This is a genomic window from Klebsiella planticola ATCC 33531 (genome assembly GCF_000735435.1).
Classification (GTDB): Bacteria; Pseudomonadota; Gammaproteobacteria; order Enterobacterales; family Enterobacteriaceae; genus Klebsiella; species Klebsiella planticola.
In genome coordinates this window covers 28,961-47,470 of record NZ_JMPP01000009.1, presented here as the reverse complement: position 1 = coordinate 47,470, position 18,510 = coordinate 28,961, and the positions used below count along the sequence as shown (strand labels likewise).

Sequence of the window (18,510 nt, the reverse complement as noted above, 5' to 3'; positions counted from 1 at the left end):
AGAACCGGCGGCTTGTGCTATACCTGATGCATCTCATTTTCGGGAGAAAACGATGAAAAGACCTGATTGCATTCGACATTGGCGCGAACTGGAAGGTCCAGATGATGCCACTTATCCCAATAACCCGGAGCGTTTTTCCATCGGCGCGCCGCTGGCACGGGGGTTAAGGCTCAACCGGCTGGGTATTCATCATGAACGTTTGCCCCCGGGCCGCCGCACCTCTTATCCCCACGCTGAAAGTGATGAGGAGGAGTTTATCTATGTGCTGGATGGCTACCCTGAAGTCTGGATTAACGGCTATCTGTGGAAGCTTGAGCCGGGCGACAGCGTCGGTTTTCCGGCCGGAACCGGAGTGTGTCACACTTTTTTGAATAATACCGACCAGGAAGTTCGCTTATTAGTGGTGGGGGAGTCGAACAAGAAATTTAACCGCATCTACTATCCGCTGAACCCGGAATATGCCGCCACGCGTCAGGATCGCTGGGTCGATCATCCGCCGCAATTTTTCGGCCCGCACGATGGTAAACCGCGCAGGCGCTAGTCTGTCCGGCAGAGGCACAGCACCCGTCGCGCTGCTATGCCTCTGTGATTTATCTTTGTGCTATAGTAGCGCCCCTTTTTACCCGGATGCCTGTTTATCGCCATGATGCCAGAATCAACATCTCACGCTTTTGCCGCCCATCGTTTTTCCATCGCGCCGATGCTCGACTGGACAGACCGGCACTGTCGCTATTTCCTGCGCCTGCTGTCGCGCCATACGCTGCTGTATACCGAAATGGTGACGACCGGAGCGATTATTCATGGCAAAGGCGACTATCTGGCCTATAGCGAAGAAGAGCATCCGCTGGCTCTGCAGCTGGGCGGCAGCGATCCTGCTGCGCTCGCCCAGTGTGCGAAACTGGCGGAGGCGCGCGGTTACGATGAGATCAACCTCAACGTCGGCTGTCCGTCCGACCGCGTGCAAAACGGGATGTTCGGCGCCTGCCTGATGGGCAATGCGCAGCTGGTAGCTGACTGTATCAAAGCGATGCGCGACGTGGTGTCCATCCCGGTAACGGTAAAAACCCGTATCGGCATCGATGACCAGGATAGCTATGAATTTCTGTGTGATTTCATCAATACCGTCTCCGGAAACGGTGAGTGCGAGATGTTTATCATCCACGCCCGCAAAGCCTGGCTCTCCGGCCTGAGCCCAAAAGAAAATCGTGAAATTCCCCCGCTGGATTATCCGCGCGTTTATCAGCTGAAACGCGACTTCCCACACCTGACGATGGCGATCAACGGCGGGATTAAGTCGCTGGAAGAGGCGAAATTGCATCTGCAGCATATGGACGGCGTGATGGTGGGGCGCGAGGCCTATCAGAACCCGGGGATCCTGACCTCGGTCGACAGGGAGATCTTTGCGGTGGAAGGGGCCGATAGCGACCCGGTCGCCGTGGTGCGCGCGATGTACCCGTATATCGAGCGTGAGCTGTCCAACGGCACCTATCTGGGCCATATCACGCGCCATATGCTGGGCCTGTTTCAGGGTATCCCAGGCGCGCGGCAGTGGCGTCGCTATCTGAGTGAAAATGCGCACAAGGCGGGGGCGGATATTAACGTGCTGGAACATGCGCTGAAGCTGGTTGCCGATAAGCGTTAATGTTGCGCTAAAATTTAGTCAAATACGCCACGCTCTGATTTAATCGTCAGGGCGTTTTTCTTTAAATTCAATGTATTAAGTTTGGCACGTTTCTTGTAATACCCGGAGAGTCATTCGATTATTTCTTTGGGGAGAAGACGATGCTGGAACTCTTATTTGTCATTGGATTTTTTGTCATGTTGCTGGTCACCGGCGTGTCGATTCTGGGGATTCTTGCCGCGATTGTCGTTGCGACGGTGCTGATGTTCGTCGGCGGGCTGTTTGCAATGATGATTAAGCTGCTGCCGTGGCTGCTGTTAGCCATTGCGGTCGTGTGGGTGATTCGGTCGATAAATACGCCAAAAACGACAGACTACCGCAGTAACAACCGCTGGCGTTATTAAGGGAGTGAGCGGTCGGTCACAACCTGAAGAATTTTGCATAGAACAGCGTAGGTTTTGCTTATTAAATCTGTCACTATTAGCGCGTTAACGAATTCATCGCGCTGTACCCTACATACAGCCGAACTAAAAAAAGTAAGGGCTTCCCAGGTGGAAGCCCTAAACTTTTCTGCTCTCCCGTCATACTTCAGGCTACAGAAGCGTTGGCAGCGTTAATCTTGCCTGGGCACCCGTTACGGCAGCAGCAGGCTTGAGCCTTCAGTGGCACGGCTCTCCAGCACTTCATGCGCGCGTCGGGCATCGGTCAGGGCATATTTCTGGCTCTCCGCCACGTCAACGTTAATCGCGCCGCTGGCAATCAACGAAAACAGCTCGCCGCTGGCTTCCGCCAGCTCCTGACGGTTGGTGATATAGCCTTGCAGTGAAGGGCGGGTGACGTACAGCGACCCTTTCTGGTTGAGGATCCCCAGGTTGACGCCGGTGACCGGGCCGGAAGAGTTACCGAAGCTGACCATCAGCCCCCGGCGCTGCAGGCAATCAAGCGACGCTTCCCAGGTATCTTTGCCCACGGAATCATAGACCACGTGGACTTTTTTCCCTTCGGTTATCTCTTTCAAGCGTTCAACGATATTCTCTTCGCGATAGTTGATGACCTGCCAGGCGCCGGCCTGCTTTGCCCGCTGCGCTTTTTGCGCGCTGCCGACGGTACCGATCAGCTTAGCGCCCAGCGCCTTCGCCCACTGGCAGGCAATCAGCCCGACGCCACCGGCCGCCGCATGAAACAGGAACGGTTCATCGGGCTTGATTTGGTAAGTTTTTCGCAGCAGGTAATAGACCGTCAGCCCTTTCAGGAACGATGCGGCAGCCTGTTCAAAGGAGATAGCGTCCGGCAAAAGAGCGGCCTTATCGGCAACCACGTTATGGACTGAACTGTAGGCGCCCAGCGCTGACTGAGCGTAGACGACGCGGTCGCCAGCTTTAATGTGCTGCACGCTGCGCCCGACTTTCGTCACCACGCCCGCGGCTTCGGTCCCCAGGCCGCTTGGCAGAGACGGCGGCGGGTAGAGGCCGCTGCGAATATAGGTGTCGATATAGTTAATGCCGATGGCCTTATTCTCTACCTGGATCTCGTTTTCTAGCGGATCCGCAGGGGTAAATTCTACGGCCTTGAGTACATCCGGCCCACCGTGTTGATGAAATTCTATTCGTGTTGCCATTATTATCTCCAGTTTCATTTGGGTGGGTCAAAACAGAGACCTGTGCTAATATTTCGACCCCATCTCTATCCCGGTATCTGTATTCAATATGGCAGGAAATAAACCCTTCAACAAACCGCAGACTGAACCCCGTGAGCGCGATCCGCAGGTCGCCGGGTTAAAAGTCCCGCCGCACTCGATTGAAGCGGAACAGTCGGTGTTGGGCGGTTTAATGCTGGACAACGAACGCTGGGACGACGTCGCCGAGCGCGTTGTGGCGGAAGATTTTTATACGCGTCCGCACCGCCATATCTTTGTGGAAATGGCCCGTCTGCAGGAGACGGGTAGCCCGATCGACCTGATCACGCTGGCGGAATCGCTGGAGCGTCAGGGGCAGCTGGACAGCGTTGGCGGATTCGCGTATCTGGCGGAACTCTCAAAAAATACGCCAAGTGCGGCGAACATCAGCGCCTATGCGGATATCGTACGTGAACGCGCCGTTGTCCGTGAGATGATCTCGGTGGCGAATGAAATCGCCGAGGCGGGTTTCGACCCGCAGGGGCGTACCAGCGAAGATCTGCTCGACCTGGCCGAATCCCGGGTATTCAAGATTGCGGAAAGCCGTGCCAACAAAGATGAAGGCCCGAAAAATATCGCCGACGTCCTCGATGCGACCGTTGCGCGTATCGAGCAGCTGTTCCAGCAGCCGCATGACGGCGTCACCGGGGTCAATACCGGCTATGACGATCTGAACAAAAAGACCGCCGGCCTGCAGCCGTCGGATCTGATTATTGTCGCCGCGCGTCCATCGATGGGTAAGACCACATTTGCAATGAACCTCGTCGAAAATGCGGCGATGTTGCAGGATAAGCCGGTGCTTATCTTCAGCCTTGAGATGCCATCAGAACAAATTATGATGCGTTCTCTGGCCTCGCTGTCGCGCGTCGACCAAACCCGTATCCGTACCGGCCAGCTGGACGATGAAGACTGGGCGCGCATTTCCGGCACCATGGGTATCCTGCTGGAAAAACGCAATATCTATATCGATGACTCCTCCGGCCTGACGCCGACGGAAGTGCGCTCCCGCGCGCGGCGTATCGCCCGCGAGCACGGCGGTATCGGTCTTATCATGATCGACTACCTGCAGCTGATGCGCGTACCGTCGCTTTCCGATAATCGTACGTTGGAAATTGCGGAAATTTCCCGTTCGTTAAAAGCGCTGGCGAAAGAGCTTCAGGTACCGGTGGTGGCGCTGTCGCAGCTTAACCGCTCGCTGGAACAACGTGCCGATAAGCGCCCGGTCAACTCCGACCTGCGTGAATCTGGCTCCATTGAGCAGGACGCCGACTTGATCATGTTTATCTATCGTGACGAGGTCTATCACGAGAACAGTGATTTAAAAGGCATCGCGGAAATTATTATTGGTAAACAGCGTAACGGACCCATCGGAACGGTACGTCTGACCTTTAACGGGCAGTGGTCGCGCTTTGATAATTATGCGGGGCCGCAGTACGACGACGAATAAATCCTCGTCATCCTTTGATTCACCGCTGCGTTGGCTGCTCGCGGTCACTTAGTGTACTCAGCTCCCGGGGATTCCCTGGCTTAGCGCCTTGCGGTGACTCAAATGATTGAGTGGATTCGGCTTATTTTATTTAAGGCAAGGAATGTAAATGCAAGCGGCAACTGTTGTGATTAACCGCCGCGCTCTGCGACACAACCTGCAACGTCTGCGTGAACTGGCGCCTGCCAGTAAACTGGTTGCAGTGGTGAAAGCGAACGCTTACGGACACGGTCTTCTCGAGACCGCGCGAACGCTCCCTGATGCCGATGCCTTTGGCGTCGCCCGTCTCGAAGAAGCCCTGCGCCTGCGCGCTGGCGGTATCACGAAACCGATCCTGCTGCTGGAGGGTTTCTTTGATGCGGCCGATCTGCCGGTTATTTCCGCGCAGCAACTGCATACGGCGGTACACAGCCCGGAGCAGCTGGAAGCGCTGGAGCAGGCTGAGCTGCCTGAGCCTGTCACCGTCTGGATGAAACTGGACACCGGAATGCATCGCCTGGGCGTGCTGCCGGAACAGGCGGACGCCTTCTGGCAGCGCCTGAGCCAGTGTAAAAACGTGCGCCAGCCGGTCAATATCGTCAGCCACTTCGCGCGGGCGGATGAGCCTGAATGCGGCGCCACCGAACGCCAGCTGGATATTTTTACCACCTTCAGTGAAGGCAAGCCTGGCCTGCGTTCCATCGCGGCATCGGGCGGAATTTTGCTGTGGCCGCAGTCGCATTTTGACTGGGTTCGCCCGGGCATCATCCTGTACGGCGTATCACCGCTGGATTACCCCTCCACCGGCGCAGATTTCGGTTGTCAGCCGGTGATGTCGCTGACGTCGAGCCTGATTGCCGTACGCGAACATAAAGCGGGCGAGCCGGTAGGCTATGGCGGTACCTGGGTCAGCGAGCGAGACACCCGGCTAGGCGTGGTGGCGATGGGCTACGGCGACGGCTATCCGCGCGCGGCGCCCAGCGGTACGCCGGTGCTGGTTAACGGCCGGGAAGTGCCGATTGTTGGTCGTGTCGCGATGGATATGATTTGCGTCGATCTTGGGCCTGAGGCGCAGGATAAATCCGGCGACCCGGTGGTGCTCTGGGGGGAAGACCTGCCCGTCGAGCGTATTGCCGCACTGACGAATGTGAGTGCTTACGAACTTATTACGCGGCTGACGTCGCGGGTCGCCATGCAGTACGTGGATTAAGCGCGGTTTTTCCGTTGCTGTGCGACAAGACAACCCCGGTGGCGCGATGCTTGCCGGGGCTATGGTGACACTGCCAGGCCCGGCGAAGGCGTTTACGCCGCGAGCCGGGATATTCCCTGAGGGCAAGCGGGACAGGTGCGATCTTCGCCGACTTTCCGCCAACTATCCGCCAACATCCTCTCGATCTTCTCCTGCTTCCGGTTTATTGTGTTACGACCTGCCTCTCGTAAACCCGGAGAAACATCACGTGTTTCAAAAAGTTGACGCCTACGCTGGCGATCCTATTCTCTCCTTGATGGAGCGTTTCAAAGAAGATCCGCGTAGTGACAAAGTAAACCTTAGCATCGGCCTCTATTACAACGAAGACGGGATTATCCCGCAGCTACAGGCGGTTGCTGAAGCGGAAGCGCGTCTTAACGCTCAGCCGCACGGCGCCTCGTTGTATCTCCCGATGGAAGGGCTGAACGCTTATCGCAACGCGATTGCCCCGCTGTTGTTCGGTGCAGAACACCCGGTGCTGGTGCAAAAGCGCGTCGCCTCTATTCAGACGCTGGGCGGTTCCGGCGCATTGAAAGTGGGCGCCGATTTTCTGAAACGCTACTTCCCGGGTTCTCGCGTTTGGGTCAGTGACCCGACCTGGGAGAACCACATCGCCATATTTGAAGGTGCTGGCTTCGAAGTAAGTACTTACCCTTGGTTTGATAACGAGACCAACGGCGTGCGTTTTGATGCGCTACTGGCGAAACTGCAGACGCTGCCTGAACGCGACATTGTGCTGCTGCATCCGTGCTGCCATAACCCGACGGGCGCCGATCTGAATCCTGCCCAGTGGGATCAAATCACCGAGGTACTGAAAGCGCGCAACCTGATTCCGTTCCTTGATATCGCCTATCAGGGCTTTGGGGCGGGAATGGATGATGATGCTTACGCGATTCGCGCGATCGCCCGCGCCGGCATACCGATGCTGGTCAGCAACTCCTTCTCGAAAATTTTCTCACTGTACGGTGAGCGCGTGGGCGGCCTGTCGATCGTTTGCGAAGACACCGAAACCGCAAACCGTGTGCTGGGGCAACTGAAGGCGACCGTCCGTCGCAATTACTCCAGCCCGCCGAACTTTGGCGCTCAGGTTGTCGCGACCGTATTGAATGATGCGGAGCTGAAAGCCAGCTGGCTGGCGGAAGTGGAAGAGATGCGTACGCGTATTCTGGCGATGCGTCAGGAGCTGGTGAACGTCCTGAAAGACGCGGTACCGGGCGTCAATTTTGACTACCTGCTCAAACAGCGTGGGATGTTCAGCTACACCGGCCTGAGTGCGGCGCAGGTTGATCGTCTGCGTGAAGAGTTTGGCGTGTATCTGATTTCCAGCGGCCGGATGTGCGTGGCGGGTCTTAATTCACGCAACGTCCAGCGCGTCGCGCAGGCGTTTTCTGCCGTGATCTAATTCCCTGCGAATATCATGTCCTTTCCCGTTTACGGGAAAGGACTATTCCCTTCCGAAGTGTGATCATTCTCTTTTTCTATGACATCTGAGCAGAAAATTCTTTTCATCGGCGAGGGCCGGAGTTAAGGTCATTGTCCAGTAATAAGCAGCCACATTATTGAAAATTATAACGATTCGACGACTTATACGCACCGTCATCCGCGCCGTATCGCGGCGGTTGCCCCAGGCGCCTTGCGGCCAGCAAAGCGGCAGTTGGCAGGATGACGCTTAAAAGGGATAACTATGCGCAAGATAACTTTGGCCTTTAGCGCCTTCTGTTTACTTTTCACGTTAAATCACTCAGCAATCGCCCTGGAGTCTTCTCCGTCACTAAATCCGGGTACCAACGTCGCCAGACTGGCTGAGCAGGCGCCTGTTCACTGGGTTTCCGTCGCACAGATTGAAAACAGCCTGTTGGGTCGTCAGCCGTTTGCCGTAGGTTTTGATATCGATGACACCGTGCTATTTTCCAGCCCGGGCTTCTGGCGCGGCCAAAAGACCTTCTCTCCCGGCAGCGATGCTTACCTGAAAAACCCGGAATTCTGGGAAAAAATGAATAACGGCTGGGACGAATTCAGCATGCCTAAAGAGGTGGCGCGTCAGCTGATTGCAATGCATGTGAAGCGCGGCGATAGCATTTATTTCGTCACCGGACGCAGCCAGACCAAAACGGAAACGGTCTCGAAAACGCTGCAGGATGATTTCCTGATCCCGGCGGCAAACATGAATCCGGTCATTTTTGCCGGTGATAAGCCGGGGCAGAATACGAAAGTCCAGTGGCTGAAAGAGAAGAATATTAAGGTCTTCTACGGTGATTCCGATAACGACATCTCTGCCGCGCATGATGCCGGGGCTCGCGGCATTCGCGTACTGCGCGCGTCAAACTCGTCATATAAACCTCTGCCGATGGCCGGAGCGCTGGGCGAAGAAGTGATCGTCAATTCCGAATACTAATTTCACCTTCTGTGGAAATGAGTCAGAAGCGAAAGCGGCAGCCTCCGGGCTGCCGCTTTTTTGTACGAAAAAGCGTGTGGGGAGGTTTTACCTTTTCGCTTATTGCTGCACACTTAGAAAGATTCATTCGCAACAGGGGTCGTTTATGTGGCATCAACAAACGCTGACGTTAGGCGCAAAATCTCGCGGTTTTCATCTGGTCACCGACGAGATCCTGGGACAGCTCCACGCGCTGTCGCGCGTCAAAGTCGGGATGTTGCATCTGCTGCTCCAGCACACTTCCGCTTCCCTGACGCTTAACGAAAACTGCGATCCAACCGTCCGTTACGATATGGAGCAGTATTTTCTCAACGCGGTGCCGGATAATGCGCCGTATGAACATGATTATGAAGGTCCAGATGATATGCCGTCGCATATCAAGTCGTCGATGCTTGGCGTCTCCCTGCTGCTGCCGGTGAAGGACGGGCGCGTCAGGCTGGGGACCTGGCAAGGAATCTGGTTAGGGGAACATCGTATTCACGGCGGTTCGCGGCATATCGTTGCGACGCTCACGGGGGAATAACAGATGACAATTTCGGAGTTATTGCTGTACTGCATGGCAAAACCGGGCGCAGAGCAAAGCGTGCACAGCGACTGGAAGGCCACGCAGATTAAAGTGGCGGACGTGCTCTTTGCATTGGTGAAAGAAGTGGAAGATAAGCGGCCAGCCGTGTCGCTGAAAGCCAGTCCGGAGCTTGCCGAACTGCTGCGGGAACAGCATGTGGATATCCGCCCCAGCAGACATCTGAATAAAGCCCACTGGAGTACGGTCTTTCTTGATGGATCCTTGCCGGATTCGCAGATTTACTACCTGGTGGATGCTTCCTACCAGCAGGCGGTACGGCTGCTGTCGGAACCGACCCGACAGCAGCTTTCCCGGTGATTAGCTCAGCAAGGGTTTGAGGAAGCGTGCGGTGTGCGAGGCTTCGCACTCTGCAACGGTCTCTGGCGTACCGGAGACGAGGATTTCACCGCCGCCGCTGCCGCCTTCCGGCCCAAGGTCAACGATCCAGTCCGCAGTTTTGATGACATCCAGGTTGTGCTCAATGACCACGATGGTGTTGCCCTGATCGCGCAGCTGGTGCAGAACGTCCAGCAGCTGCTGGATATCGGCGAAGTGCAGCCCCGTCGTCGGCTCATCGAGAATATAGAGCGTCTGGCCGGTACCGCGTTTTGACAGCTCGCGCGCCAGCTTCACGCGCTGGGCCTCACCGCCGGACAGCGTCGTAGCGGACTGGCCGAGACGAATATAGGTCAGGCCGACATCCATCAGCGTTTGTAGCTTACGCGCCAGCGCCGGCACGGCATCAAAGAACTCACGCGCTTCTTCAATGGTCATATCCAGCACTTCATGAATGGTCTTGCCTTTGTACTTAATCTCCAGCGTTTCGCGGTTATAGCGCTTGCCTTTGCACTGGTCGCACGGCACATAAATATCCGGCAAGAAGTGCATTTCGACTTTAATCACGCCATCACCCTGACAGGCTTCGCAGCGGCCGCCGCGGACGTTAAAGCTGAAGCGCCCTGGCGTATAGCCACGTGAGCGCGATTCCGGCACGCCGGCAAACAGTTCACGTACCGGTGTGAAAACGCCGGTATAGGTTGCCGGGTTTGAGCGCGGCGTACGGCCAATCGGGCTCTGGTCGATATCGATGACCTTATCGAAGTGTTCCAGCCCCTGCACATCGCGATATGGCGCAGGTTCGGCGATGGTGGCGCCGTTGAGCTGACGCTGGGCAATCGGGAACAGCGTATCGTTAATCAGCGTGGATTTACCTGAACCGGAGACCCCGGTGATACAGGTAAACAGGCCGACCGGCAGCGTCAGCGTCACATCCTTCAGGTTGTTGCCGCGCGCACCGGTGAGCCTGAGCACTTTTTCCGCGTCGGCAGGCACGCGCTGCTTCGGCACTTCAATCTTGCGTTTGCCGCTCATGTACTGCCCGGTCAGGGATTCAGGCACCGCCATGATCGCCTCCAGCGTCCCTTCAGCCACCACCTGGCCGCCGTGTACCCCGGCGCCTGGACCGATGTCGATCACGTGGTCGGCGGCGCGGATGGCGTCTTCATCATGCTCGACGACAATCACCGTATTGCCCAGATTGCGCAGATGAACCAGCGTGCCGAGCAGACGTTCGTTATCGCGCTGATGCAGGCCAATGGACGGCTCATCCAGCACGTACATCACGCCGACCAGTCCGGCACCAATCTGGCTTGCCAGACGAATACGCTGGGCTTCACCGCCGGAGAGGGTTTCTGCCGAACGGGAGAGCGTCAGGTAGTTCAGGCCGACGTTGACGAGGAATTTCAGGCGATCGCCAATCTCTTTCAGCACTTTTTCCGCAATTTGCGCCCGCTGGCCGGACAGCTTCAGATTGGTGAAGAAATCCATCGCGTGGCCAATGCTCATGTCAGAGATGGTTGGCAGCGGCGTATTTTCGACAAATACGTGGCGGGCTTCGCGGCGCAGACGGGTACCGTCACAGCTGGCGCACGGACGATTGCTGATAAACTTCGCCAGCTCTTCGCGCACCGCGCTGGATTCCGTCTCTTTGTAGCGGCGTTCCATATTATGCAGCACGCCTTCGAACGGGTGACGGCGCACTGAAGTATCGCCACGGTCGTTCATGTATTTGAATTCAATATTCTCTTTGCCTGAGCCGTACAAAATGACCTTCTGCACGTCGGCGTTCAGGGTGCCCCACGGCGCCTCGATATCGAACTGATAATGCTCCGCCAGCGACTTCAGCATCTGGAAGTAGTAGAAGTTGCGGCGATCCCAGCCGCGAATGGCGCCGCCCGCCAGCGACAGCTCCGCATTCTGGATAACCCTGTCGGGATCGAAGTACTGCTGAACGCCCAGACCGTCACAGGTCGGGCAGGCGCCTGCCGGGTTGTTGAACGAAAACAGGCGAGGCTCCAGCTCACGCATGCTGTAGCCGCAAATCGGACAGGCGAAATTGGCGGAGAACAGCAGCTCTTCCGCTTTTTCATCGTCCATATTGGCGACAACGGCGGTACCGCCGGAAAGATCCAGAGCGGTTTCAAAGGATTCGGCCAGGCGCTGGGACAGATCGTCACGCACCTTGAAGCGATCGATCACCACCTCAATGGTGTGTTTCTTTTGCAGTTCCAGCTTCGGCGGATCGGAAAGATCGCAGACCTCGCCGTCGATCCTCGCGCGGATATAGCCCTGGCTGGCCAGGTTCTCCAGCGTTTTGGTGTGCTCGCCTTTACGTTCTTTAATGATCGGCGCCAGCAGCATCAGGCGCTGACCTTCCGGTTGTGAGAGCACGTTGTCGACCATCTGGCTGACGGTCTGTGCGGCCAGAGGAACATCATGGTCCGGGCAGCGCGGCTCGCCGACGCGCGCGTACAGCAGGCGCAGATAGTCGTGAATTTCGGTAATGGTCCCAACCGTAGAGCGAGGGTTATGGGACGTTGATTTCTGTTCAATGGAAATCGCCGGCGACAGTCCTTCGATATGATCGACGTCCGGCTTCTCCATTAGCGACAGGAACTGGCGCGCATAGGCAGAGAGTGATTCAACGTAGCGACGTTGCCCTTCGGCATACAGTGTGTCGAAAGCCAATGAGGATTTGCCTGACCCTGACAGCCCGGTGACGACAATCAGTTTGTCGCGTGGGATGACGAGGTTGATGTTTTTGAGATTATGGGTGCGGGCGCCCCGAACTTCGATCTTATCCATTCACCTTTCCCGGTAGATACGCGGATTGCCTGGTTTGTTAGAAGGACAAACGGCAGAAACGGCTAATTATGACACAATTTAACCTGTTTGAATATACAGTATTGGAATGCATTTTCGCGTGGGGTATGCAAAAATGGCGTACCGCGAGAGTTATCTGGAACATACTTCCCAGCTATCAACATAGCGCCTGGAAATGGTACACTCGCGCGTTTACACTATTAAGAAACGCATTCAGGAGACACAAACATGGCCAGCAGAGGCGTAAACAAGGTGATTCTCGTCGGTAATCTGGGCCAGGACCCGGAAGTACGCTACATGCCGAGTGGTGGCGCAGTTGCCAACATTACGCTGGCTACTTCCGAATCCTGGCGTGATAAAGCGACCGGTGAGATGAAAGAGCAGACTGAATGGCACCGCGTTGTGCTGTTCGGCAAACTGGCGGAAGTGGCCGGCGAGTATCTGCGTAAAGGTTCTCAGGTCTACATTGAAGGCCAGCTGCGTACCCGTAAATGGACTGACCAGTCTGGTCAGGAAAAATACACCACCGAGATCGTGGTTAACGTTGGCGGCACGATGCAAATGCTCGGCGGTCGTCAGCAGGGCGCGGGCGCTCCGGCAGGCGGCGGTCAGCAGCAGGGCGGTTGGGGTCAGCCTCAGCAGCCGCAGGGCGGCAACCAGTTTAGCGGCGGCGCGCAGTCTCGCCCGCAGCAGCAGGCACCGGCAGCACCTTCTAACGAACCGCCGATGGATTTCGATGACGATATCCCGTTCTAAGATCATCCTTAGACACTGTCGTTAAAGCATAAGAAAAAGCCCCGTTTTCGGGGCTTTTTTATATCTGCTCTCTCCGCGTATCCAGCGATGATACTGCCTCACGGCGTAGCGGGAACGGCCTGTTCCCCGGCGGGCGTTGCCGCGCTGTTCGACTGGGTGGTGGCTTTTTGTTTGCGCGCCATTTCATCGACAATTAGCCGATAGGCAATGTAGTACTTATAGATATTGCTGACGTAGGTGACGGTCTCGGAACCGATCTTCTCAGCGGCCAGATACTCCACATTGCCAAACCAGATATCAGGGTTAAAACCGCGCTTGCTGGTTTCTGTCCGCAGGCGGGCGATACGGGCGGGCCCGGCGTTATAGGACGCGAAGGAAAAGAGCGCTTTGTCGAGCCGGGTCATCGGCTCATCGCCATAGTAATGGTCGATCATCCAGCGCATATATTTCACCCCGGCATGGATATTCGGATCCAGCTTGCTGATATCTCCGACCTTCAGCTCTTTACCCGTCCGCGGCATCACCTGCATAACGCCGATGGCGCCCACGTGGCTACGAACCGACTGATTGAGGCGTGATTCCTGATAACCCTGGGCCGCCATTAACAGCCAGTCAACGTCATACCGAGCGCCGTATTTACGGAAGATATCCACCATCGCCAGAAATTTTCGCCGTTCCTTCTGCGCGGCGGCATTTTTGACATACTTCGCGTTCTTCAGATAGCGCAACAGGATGGTATTTCCCAGCTTACTGCCCTGGCCGTTAGCCTTCACAAAGCGGTTTAGCGAGGCGAGAAGCTGCGGACTGTTCTTACGTACCGCCCAGCCGATGCTGGCATCTTTACGCAGGACAATATCCTGATGGACTTCAATTTTGGGGAAAACTTGTTTCCAGAATAGCGCCTTATGACGATCGACGACGGTCAACGGAATAAGGCCGGCGCTGAGCATTTCTATCAGGTCCTCATCTTCGAGTGATTCCGGAGCGGCTTCGATAATAACCGGCGGACGAGATTCTTTCGCAAAATGCGCATTCAGGGCGACCAGGCTTTGGTAATAGCTTGATGACTGGCGAACAAATACCTCTTTGCCAGAAAGTTGTTCCAGGTTGGCGACTTCCGGTGAACCAGGACCGGAGAGCAGAAGCTCCTGAACATTGGAATAGAGCGGTATCGTGAAGTCAGCCTGCTGCTGACGATCCTCGGTAACCGTAAGATTTGCGGCGACGATATCTCCTTTGCCGGCAACGAGTGCGCTGAAGAGCTGGTCGCGGGCCACCGGGACGAAAACTATCCGTACCTTCAGATGGCGATGTTTGAGCTTTTTCTCCTTCATCAACTGTTGATTAAGGTTGCGTTCGTACTCAATGAAGATGTCATGCGTTGCCCCGCGCTGGGTACCTTTGTCGATAAAGAAAAAGGTCTTGCTGTAGGTGGTTAAGACTCTGATGACGCGTCTGTCGAGCATACCGGGGAGATCGCCTTGCCAGGGCTTCTGCATCTCTTGCGTATTGAGTTCCAGCGCCTGTCGTTTTTCCTGAGGCGGAGGTTGCTTTTCCCCGACTGCCGCATAAACGGAACCGGCAAACAGCAGGGCAACAAGGCAGGCAAAGCTGGCGATAGCGGGTCGTTGAAATGAGAGGATGTTCATGGAGAGAAGCTCCGCAGGTGCATCCCTATATTTTAGTCAACTCTGGGGGGTTAGCCTGTTCGTTTGCCCGACTGCGCGGGGAAACATCGCCGGTTGTGTCAGAGGCGAGAGCCACTTTTTGTGCTGCCAAAAGAGAGGCTATCTGCCTCGATTCTGGCAGGCATATTGCCGGGCTAACCAGGCTCTCTGTTTTGGGGCATTCATTTTATTGTGATAAAGGAATGAGCGGCCACAAATGATTATGGAGATAATATGATTGAATAATGTTTTTTTTATGTTGTTGTAAGTGTTGGTATTAATTATTTGAGTGACTTGAGAATATTATTTGTTATTTATCCCGTTGTTTTATTTATTGTATTTTAATCTGTTTCCGCTATTTTACATTATCAACTTGATAATGAATCTCATTTCTAATAACGTGATAACGCACAATAATCATCTCTAAGGCTGATCGAAAAACGCTATCTAAGAATAGTGCTGACGCGTATTTTTCATTTTTGACAGGGTGAGACTTTATATTTTGGCCACAGGCTATTTATATCCCGTTCATTTTCCGGGAGGGCCTTGCTATGCCAAAACCAGGCACTAAGTTGTTCGCATGGAAATGATTGCCGCTGTTTATCTAAGGATGAAGGAGGCGCGCCCCGACAGCAAAAAAAGAAAACAGGGCATACTCCATGAAACGAAACTCACACTACTCGCTGGCCGCGCTGATTCATCTGGCTATCTGGGGCGCGGCGCTACCCGCGCAGGCCGCCGACATCAGCAAACCGGAAGAGGCAAAGGACGCCGATACCGCTGCGGCCAAAACCGAAGAGACGATGGTAGTGACCGCTGCCAGACAGACCTTACAGGCGCCGGGCGTATCAACGCTCACGGCTGACGAAATTCGCAAACATCCGCCGGCACGCGATATCTCAGAACTGATTCGCACTCAGCCGGGGGTGAACCTGACTGGCAACTCGACCAGCGGCCAGCGCGGGAATAACCGGCAAATTGATATCCGCGGTATGGGGCCAGAGAATACGCTGATCCTGATCGATGGAAAGCCGGTGACCAGTCGCAATTCGGTACGCTATGGCTGGCGCGGCGATCGCGATACGCGTGGCGACACCGGTTGGGTTCCTGCGGAGATGATCGACCACATTGATGTGATTCGCGGCCCTGCGGCGGCGCGCTATGGCAACGGCGCAATGGGTGGCGTCGTGAATATCATCACTAAGCCTGTGAATAACGAATGGCACGGCTCCTGGAATACCTACATGAACGCGCCGCAGCACCGAAAAGAGGGGGCGACGAAGCGGACGAACTTCAGCCTTGAGGGGCCGATGTCGGACAGCGTGAGTTTTAATTTATGGGGCAACCTGAGTAAAACCCAGGCTGATGCCCAGGATATTAACGCCGGCCACGAGGCGGAGCGGACCGGCAGCTATGCCGGATCTTATCCGGCCGGGCGTGAAGGGGTGGTGAACAAAGATATCCACGGTAAGCTGCGCTGGGAATTTGCTCCCATGCAGGCGCTGGAGTTTGAAACTGGCTATAGCCGCCAGGGCAACCTCTACGCTGGCGATACCCAGAACACCAATACCAGTACGCTCGTGAAAAGCATGTATGGTAAAGAGACCAACCGAATTTACCGTCAGACCTACGGCCTGACCTGGACCGGAGGCTGGGACAACGGTGTCACCAGCAACAGCTATGTGCAGTATGAACATACCCGTAACTCCCGTATGAATGAAGGTCTGGCCGGCGGGACCGAGGGCATCTTCTCCAGCAGCGAATTCTCGGATATCGATCTGGCGGACGTTCTGCTGCACAGCGAGGTCAATATCCCTTTCACGCTGGGCGTTGAGCAGAACCTGACGTTGGGCACCGAGTGGAATCAGCAGCGGATGAAAGATGGCGTGTCGACCACCCAGGCACTCTCTTACGGCTCGATTGACGGTATTTCGACCTCCGGCCGAACGCCTTACAGCAGCGCCGAAATTTTCTCGCTATTTACCGAAGATAATATCGCGCTAACCGATAGTACGATGCTGACGCCGGCCCTGCGTTTTGACCATCACAGCATCGTCGGTAATAACTGGAGTCCGTCGCTGAACCTGTCGCAGGGACTGAGCGACGACTGGACCCTGAAGCTAGGCATTGCCCGCGCCTATAAAGCGCCGAACCTCTATCAGCTCAACCCCAACTATATTCTCTACAGTAACGGCCAGGGGTGCTACGCCAGCAGTTCGGCCTGTTATCTGATGGGAAATAGCGACCTGAAGGCGGAAACCAGCGTTAACAAAGAGATTGGTCTGGAATACAAGCACGAAGGCTATCAGGCGGGGATAACCTGGTTCCGTAACGACTACCGCAATAAAATTGAGTCCGGGTATTCAGCTGTCGGTACGGCAAGCAATGGAACCACGAATATTTATCAGTGGGAGAACGTCCCCAAAGCGCTGGTGGAGGGGCTGGAAGGTTCGCTTAACCTGCCGGTGAGTGAAACGGTCAACTGGAGTAATAACCTGACCTGGATGTTGCAAAGTAAGAACAAGACGACCGGCGATCGCCTGTCGGTGATTCCACAGTTTACCCTTAACTCTACGCTCGGCTGGCAGGTCCGCGACGATCTCTCGTTGCAAAGCACCTTTACCTGGTACGGGCGGCAGAAACCTAAGCGTTTCAATTACAAAGGCGAGGCGGTATCCGGTAGTGAGCTGAACGAGGTGAGTCCGTACAGCATCGTCGGGCTGAGCGCGACCTGGGATGTGAACAAAAATCTGAGTCTGACCAGCGGCGTGGATAACCTCTTTGATATACGCCACTACCGTGCTGGAAATGCCCAAACGACCGGGAACGCGACCACCGGCGCCTATTTATACGGTGCCGGTGCGGAGACCTATAATGAGTCAGGGCGGACCTTCTATGTCAGCGTAAATACGCATTTCTGATCCTGTTCTGCCTGGCCGGGAACATAAGTCTGTTCCCGGCCTTTTATTTTTAACTCCAGCAAGGATTATCCGGATTGTTCATTAATACGCTGGCGAAACTGCGTGGGGGTGAGAGAATAATACCTCTTAAATGTCCGGTTAAATGCACTGATATCTTCATATCCGGCCATAATACAAATATCGACGATACGGAAAGCCGGTTGCATCTGTAATAAATCACGACATAGCGACATACGCTGTTGCCTGATATATTCCATCGGCGACATATTAAAATGATGACGGAACAGACGAAAGAGGTGCCACTCGGAATACCCGGAAAACACGCTGAGTGCATTGACCGTGAGTTTTTTCTCGAGGTTGTTTTTTATCCAGCGTACCAGTTCGTTGAGAACGGACTGCTGGATCTCATTTCTACGCATGATTCATGCTCATTCCAGGACCGGGCCTTTCCATCGTGTGGCGGGAGGGCTGCAGGCGGCCAGGTAAATGCCTCACCCTCCATGGTAAGGCGCCACTACTTTACTTTTGCGATATAACGCTTGATGTGCTTTGATGTTCCCATAAGCCTCTCATACTCTATTCTGCTATTTTGAGGAAAAGATGAAGAATTCATACAAATTAACGCCCGGAACCCTTGCGGGTATTACGGGTCGTTACTGCATAATTTATTCAATATCTCTTCATTTTAAGTTCGGTATTTCAGGGTAAATTGCCGGTGTTCCTGGTTTATCCCAGAGAGCATCATTCCTGACAAGATCATTCCCCCTTTCACCCCATTAGAAAGGGGGCTTTTTGTTTTATACCTTAAAGTCATTGTGCGCTTTCATTCGGTTGTCAGGTTGCTGCTCAGACTGACTTATTAGAACGAAGTTCCGTTAAATTTTATTTTTTTCTCCAGCCAATAACATCCATTTTTTCTCCATTGTTTCGCCATAATGAAGTGTAATTCTGCGCGTTGCTTACGCAAATCCCAGCAGAATTCTGCTATCGCCAAA

15 protein-coding genes are annotated in these 18,510 nt (G+C 54.9%); 11 read left to right on the top strand and 4 right to left on the bottom strand.

Annotation, left to right across the window (positions count from 1 at the left end):
- Window positions 1-52 precede the first annotated feature (52 nt).
- The 3 genes from GRPL_RS22410 to pspG all read left to right on the top strand — a co-directional run bounded on the left by GRPL_RS22410 (window position 53) and on the right by pspG (window position 2,025).
- Window positions 53-541, top strand: coding sequence for a cupin domain-containing protein (locus tag GRPL_RS22410; protein ID WP_004856461.1), 489 nt, complete (start codon window positions 53-55; stop codon window positions 539-541).
- A 102-nt stretch (window positions 542-643) separates the two neighbouring features.
- Entirely contained in the window at window positions 644-1,642 is a 999-nt protein-coding gene (dusA, locus tag GRPL_RS22415) for a tRNA dihydrouridine(20/20a) synthase DusA (protein WP_032697092.1), read from the top strand.
- A gap of 140 nt (window positions 1,643-1,782) precedes the next feature.
- On the top strand, window positions 1,783-2,025 hold the full coding sequence (gene pspG, locus GRPL_RS22420; protein ID WP_032689944.1) for an envelope stress response protein PspG: 243 nt from the start codon (window positions 1,783-1,785) through the stop codon (window positions 2,023-2,025).
- A gap of 230 nt (window positions 2,026-2,255) precedes the next feature.
- Here the strand turns inward: pspG and GRPL_RS22425 are convergent, their stop codons facing one another.
- Complete coding sequence (locus tag GRPL_RS22425; protein WP_032698384.1) at window positions 2,256-3,239, bottom strand: quinone oxidoreductase; 984 nt, start codon at window positions 3,237-3,239, stop codon at window positions 2,256-2,258.
- Window positions 3,240-3,327: 88 nt separating this feature from the next.
- On the opposite strand from GRPL_RS22425, the gene dnaB reads away from it, so the two are divergent.
- From dnaB to GRPL_RS22455, 6 genes are all read left to right on the top strand, one after another.
- Entirely contained in the window at window positions 3,328-4,743 is a 1,416-nt protein-coding gene (dnaB, locus tag GRPL_RS22430; RefSeq protein WP_004856470.1) for a replicative DNA helicase, read from the top strand.
- A gap of 148 nt (window positions 4,744-4,891) precedes the next feature.
- Window positions 4,892-5,971, top strand: coding sequence for an alanine racemase (gene alr, locus GRPL_RS22435; protein ID WP_032689941.1), 1,080 nt, complete (start codon window positions 4,892-4,894; stop codon window positions 5,969-5,971).
- Between the two features lie 247 nt (window positions 5,972-6,218).
- A complete protein-coding gene (gene tyrB, locus GRPL_RS22440) occupies window positions 6,219-7,412 on the top strand; it encodes an aromatic amino acid transaminase (protein ID WP_032689940.1) in 1,194 nt (397 codons plus the stop codon).
- A gap of 282 nt (window positions 7,413-7,694) precedes the next feature.
- Window positions 7,695-8,405 (top strand): acid phosphatase AphA, encoded by a 711-nt coding sequence (gene aphA / locus GRPL_RS22445; protein WP_032689939.1) that lies wholly within the window; start codon window positions 7,695-7,697, stop codon window positions 8,403-8,405.
- Between the two features lie 145 nt (window positions 8,406-8,550).
- On the top strand, window positions 8,551-8,967 hold the full coding sequence (locus tag GRPL_RS22450; protein WP_032698382.1) for a secondary thiamine-phosphate synthase enzyme YjbQ: 417 nt from the start codon (window positions 8,551-8,553) through the stop codon (window positions 8,965-8,967).
- A 3-nt stretch (window positions 8,968-8,970) separates the two neighbouring features.
- Window positions 8,971-9,327 (top strand): MmcQ/YjbR family DNA-binding protein, encoded by a 357-nt coding sequence (locus GRPL_RS22455; protein ID WP_032689936.1) that lies wholly within the window; start codon window positions 8,971-8,973, stop codon window positions 9,325-9,327.
- On the opposite strand, the gene uvrA is transcribed toward GRPL_RS22455, so the two are convergent.
- A complete protein-coding gene (gene uvrA / locus GRPL_RS22460) occupies window positions 9,328-12,153 on the bottom strand; it encodes an excinuclease ABC subunit UvrA (RefSeq protein ID WP_032698380.1) in 2,826 nt (941 codons plus the stop codon). It lies immediately after the preceding gene.
- Between the two features lie 246 nt (window positions 12,154-12,399).
- On the opposite strand from uvrA, the gene ssb1 reads away from it, so the two are divergent.
- The gene (ssb1, locus tag GRPL_RS22465; RefSeq protein WP_004856483.1) at window positions 12,400-12,927 is read left to right on the top strand and encodes a single-stranded DNA-binding protein SSB1; all 528 of its coding nucleotides are present in this window, start codon (window positions 12,400-12,402) and stop codon (window positions 12,925-12,927) included.
- Between the two features lie 98 nt (window positions 12,928-13,025).
- Here the strand turns inward: ssb1 and GRPL_RS22470 are convergent, their stop codons facing one another.
- On the bottom strand, window positions 13,026-14,576 hold the full coding sequence (locus tag GRPL_RS22470) for an MltF family protein (protein WP_032697100.1): 1,551 nt from the start codon (window positions 14,574-14,576) through the stop codon (window positions 13,026-13,028).
- 677 nt (window positions 14,577-15,253) lie between these two features.
- Between GRPL_RS22470 and GRPL_RS22475 the strand changes: the two genes are divergently transcribed.
- Window positions 15,254-17,515 carry a TonB-dependent siderophore receptor gene (locus tag GRPL_RS22475; protein WP_032698379.1) on the top strand — a complete coding sequence of 754 codons (2,262 nt, stop codon included), beginning with the start codon at window positions 15,254-15,256 and terminating at the stop codon, window positions 17,513-17,515.
- A gap of 65 nt (window positions 17,516-17,580) precedes the next feature.
- Here the strand turns inward: GRPL_RS22475 and GRPL_RS22480 are convergent, their stop codons facing one another.
- Window positions 17,581-17,934: a helix-turn-helix transcriptional regulator gene (locus GRPL_RS22480; RefSeq protein ID WP_032689930.1), complete on the bottom strand. Its 354-nt coding sequence runs from the start codon at window positions 17,932-17,934 to the stop codon at window positions 17,581-17,583.
- Between the last annotated feature and the right edge of the window lie 576 nt (window positions 17,935-18,510).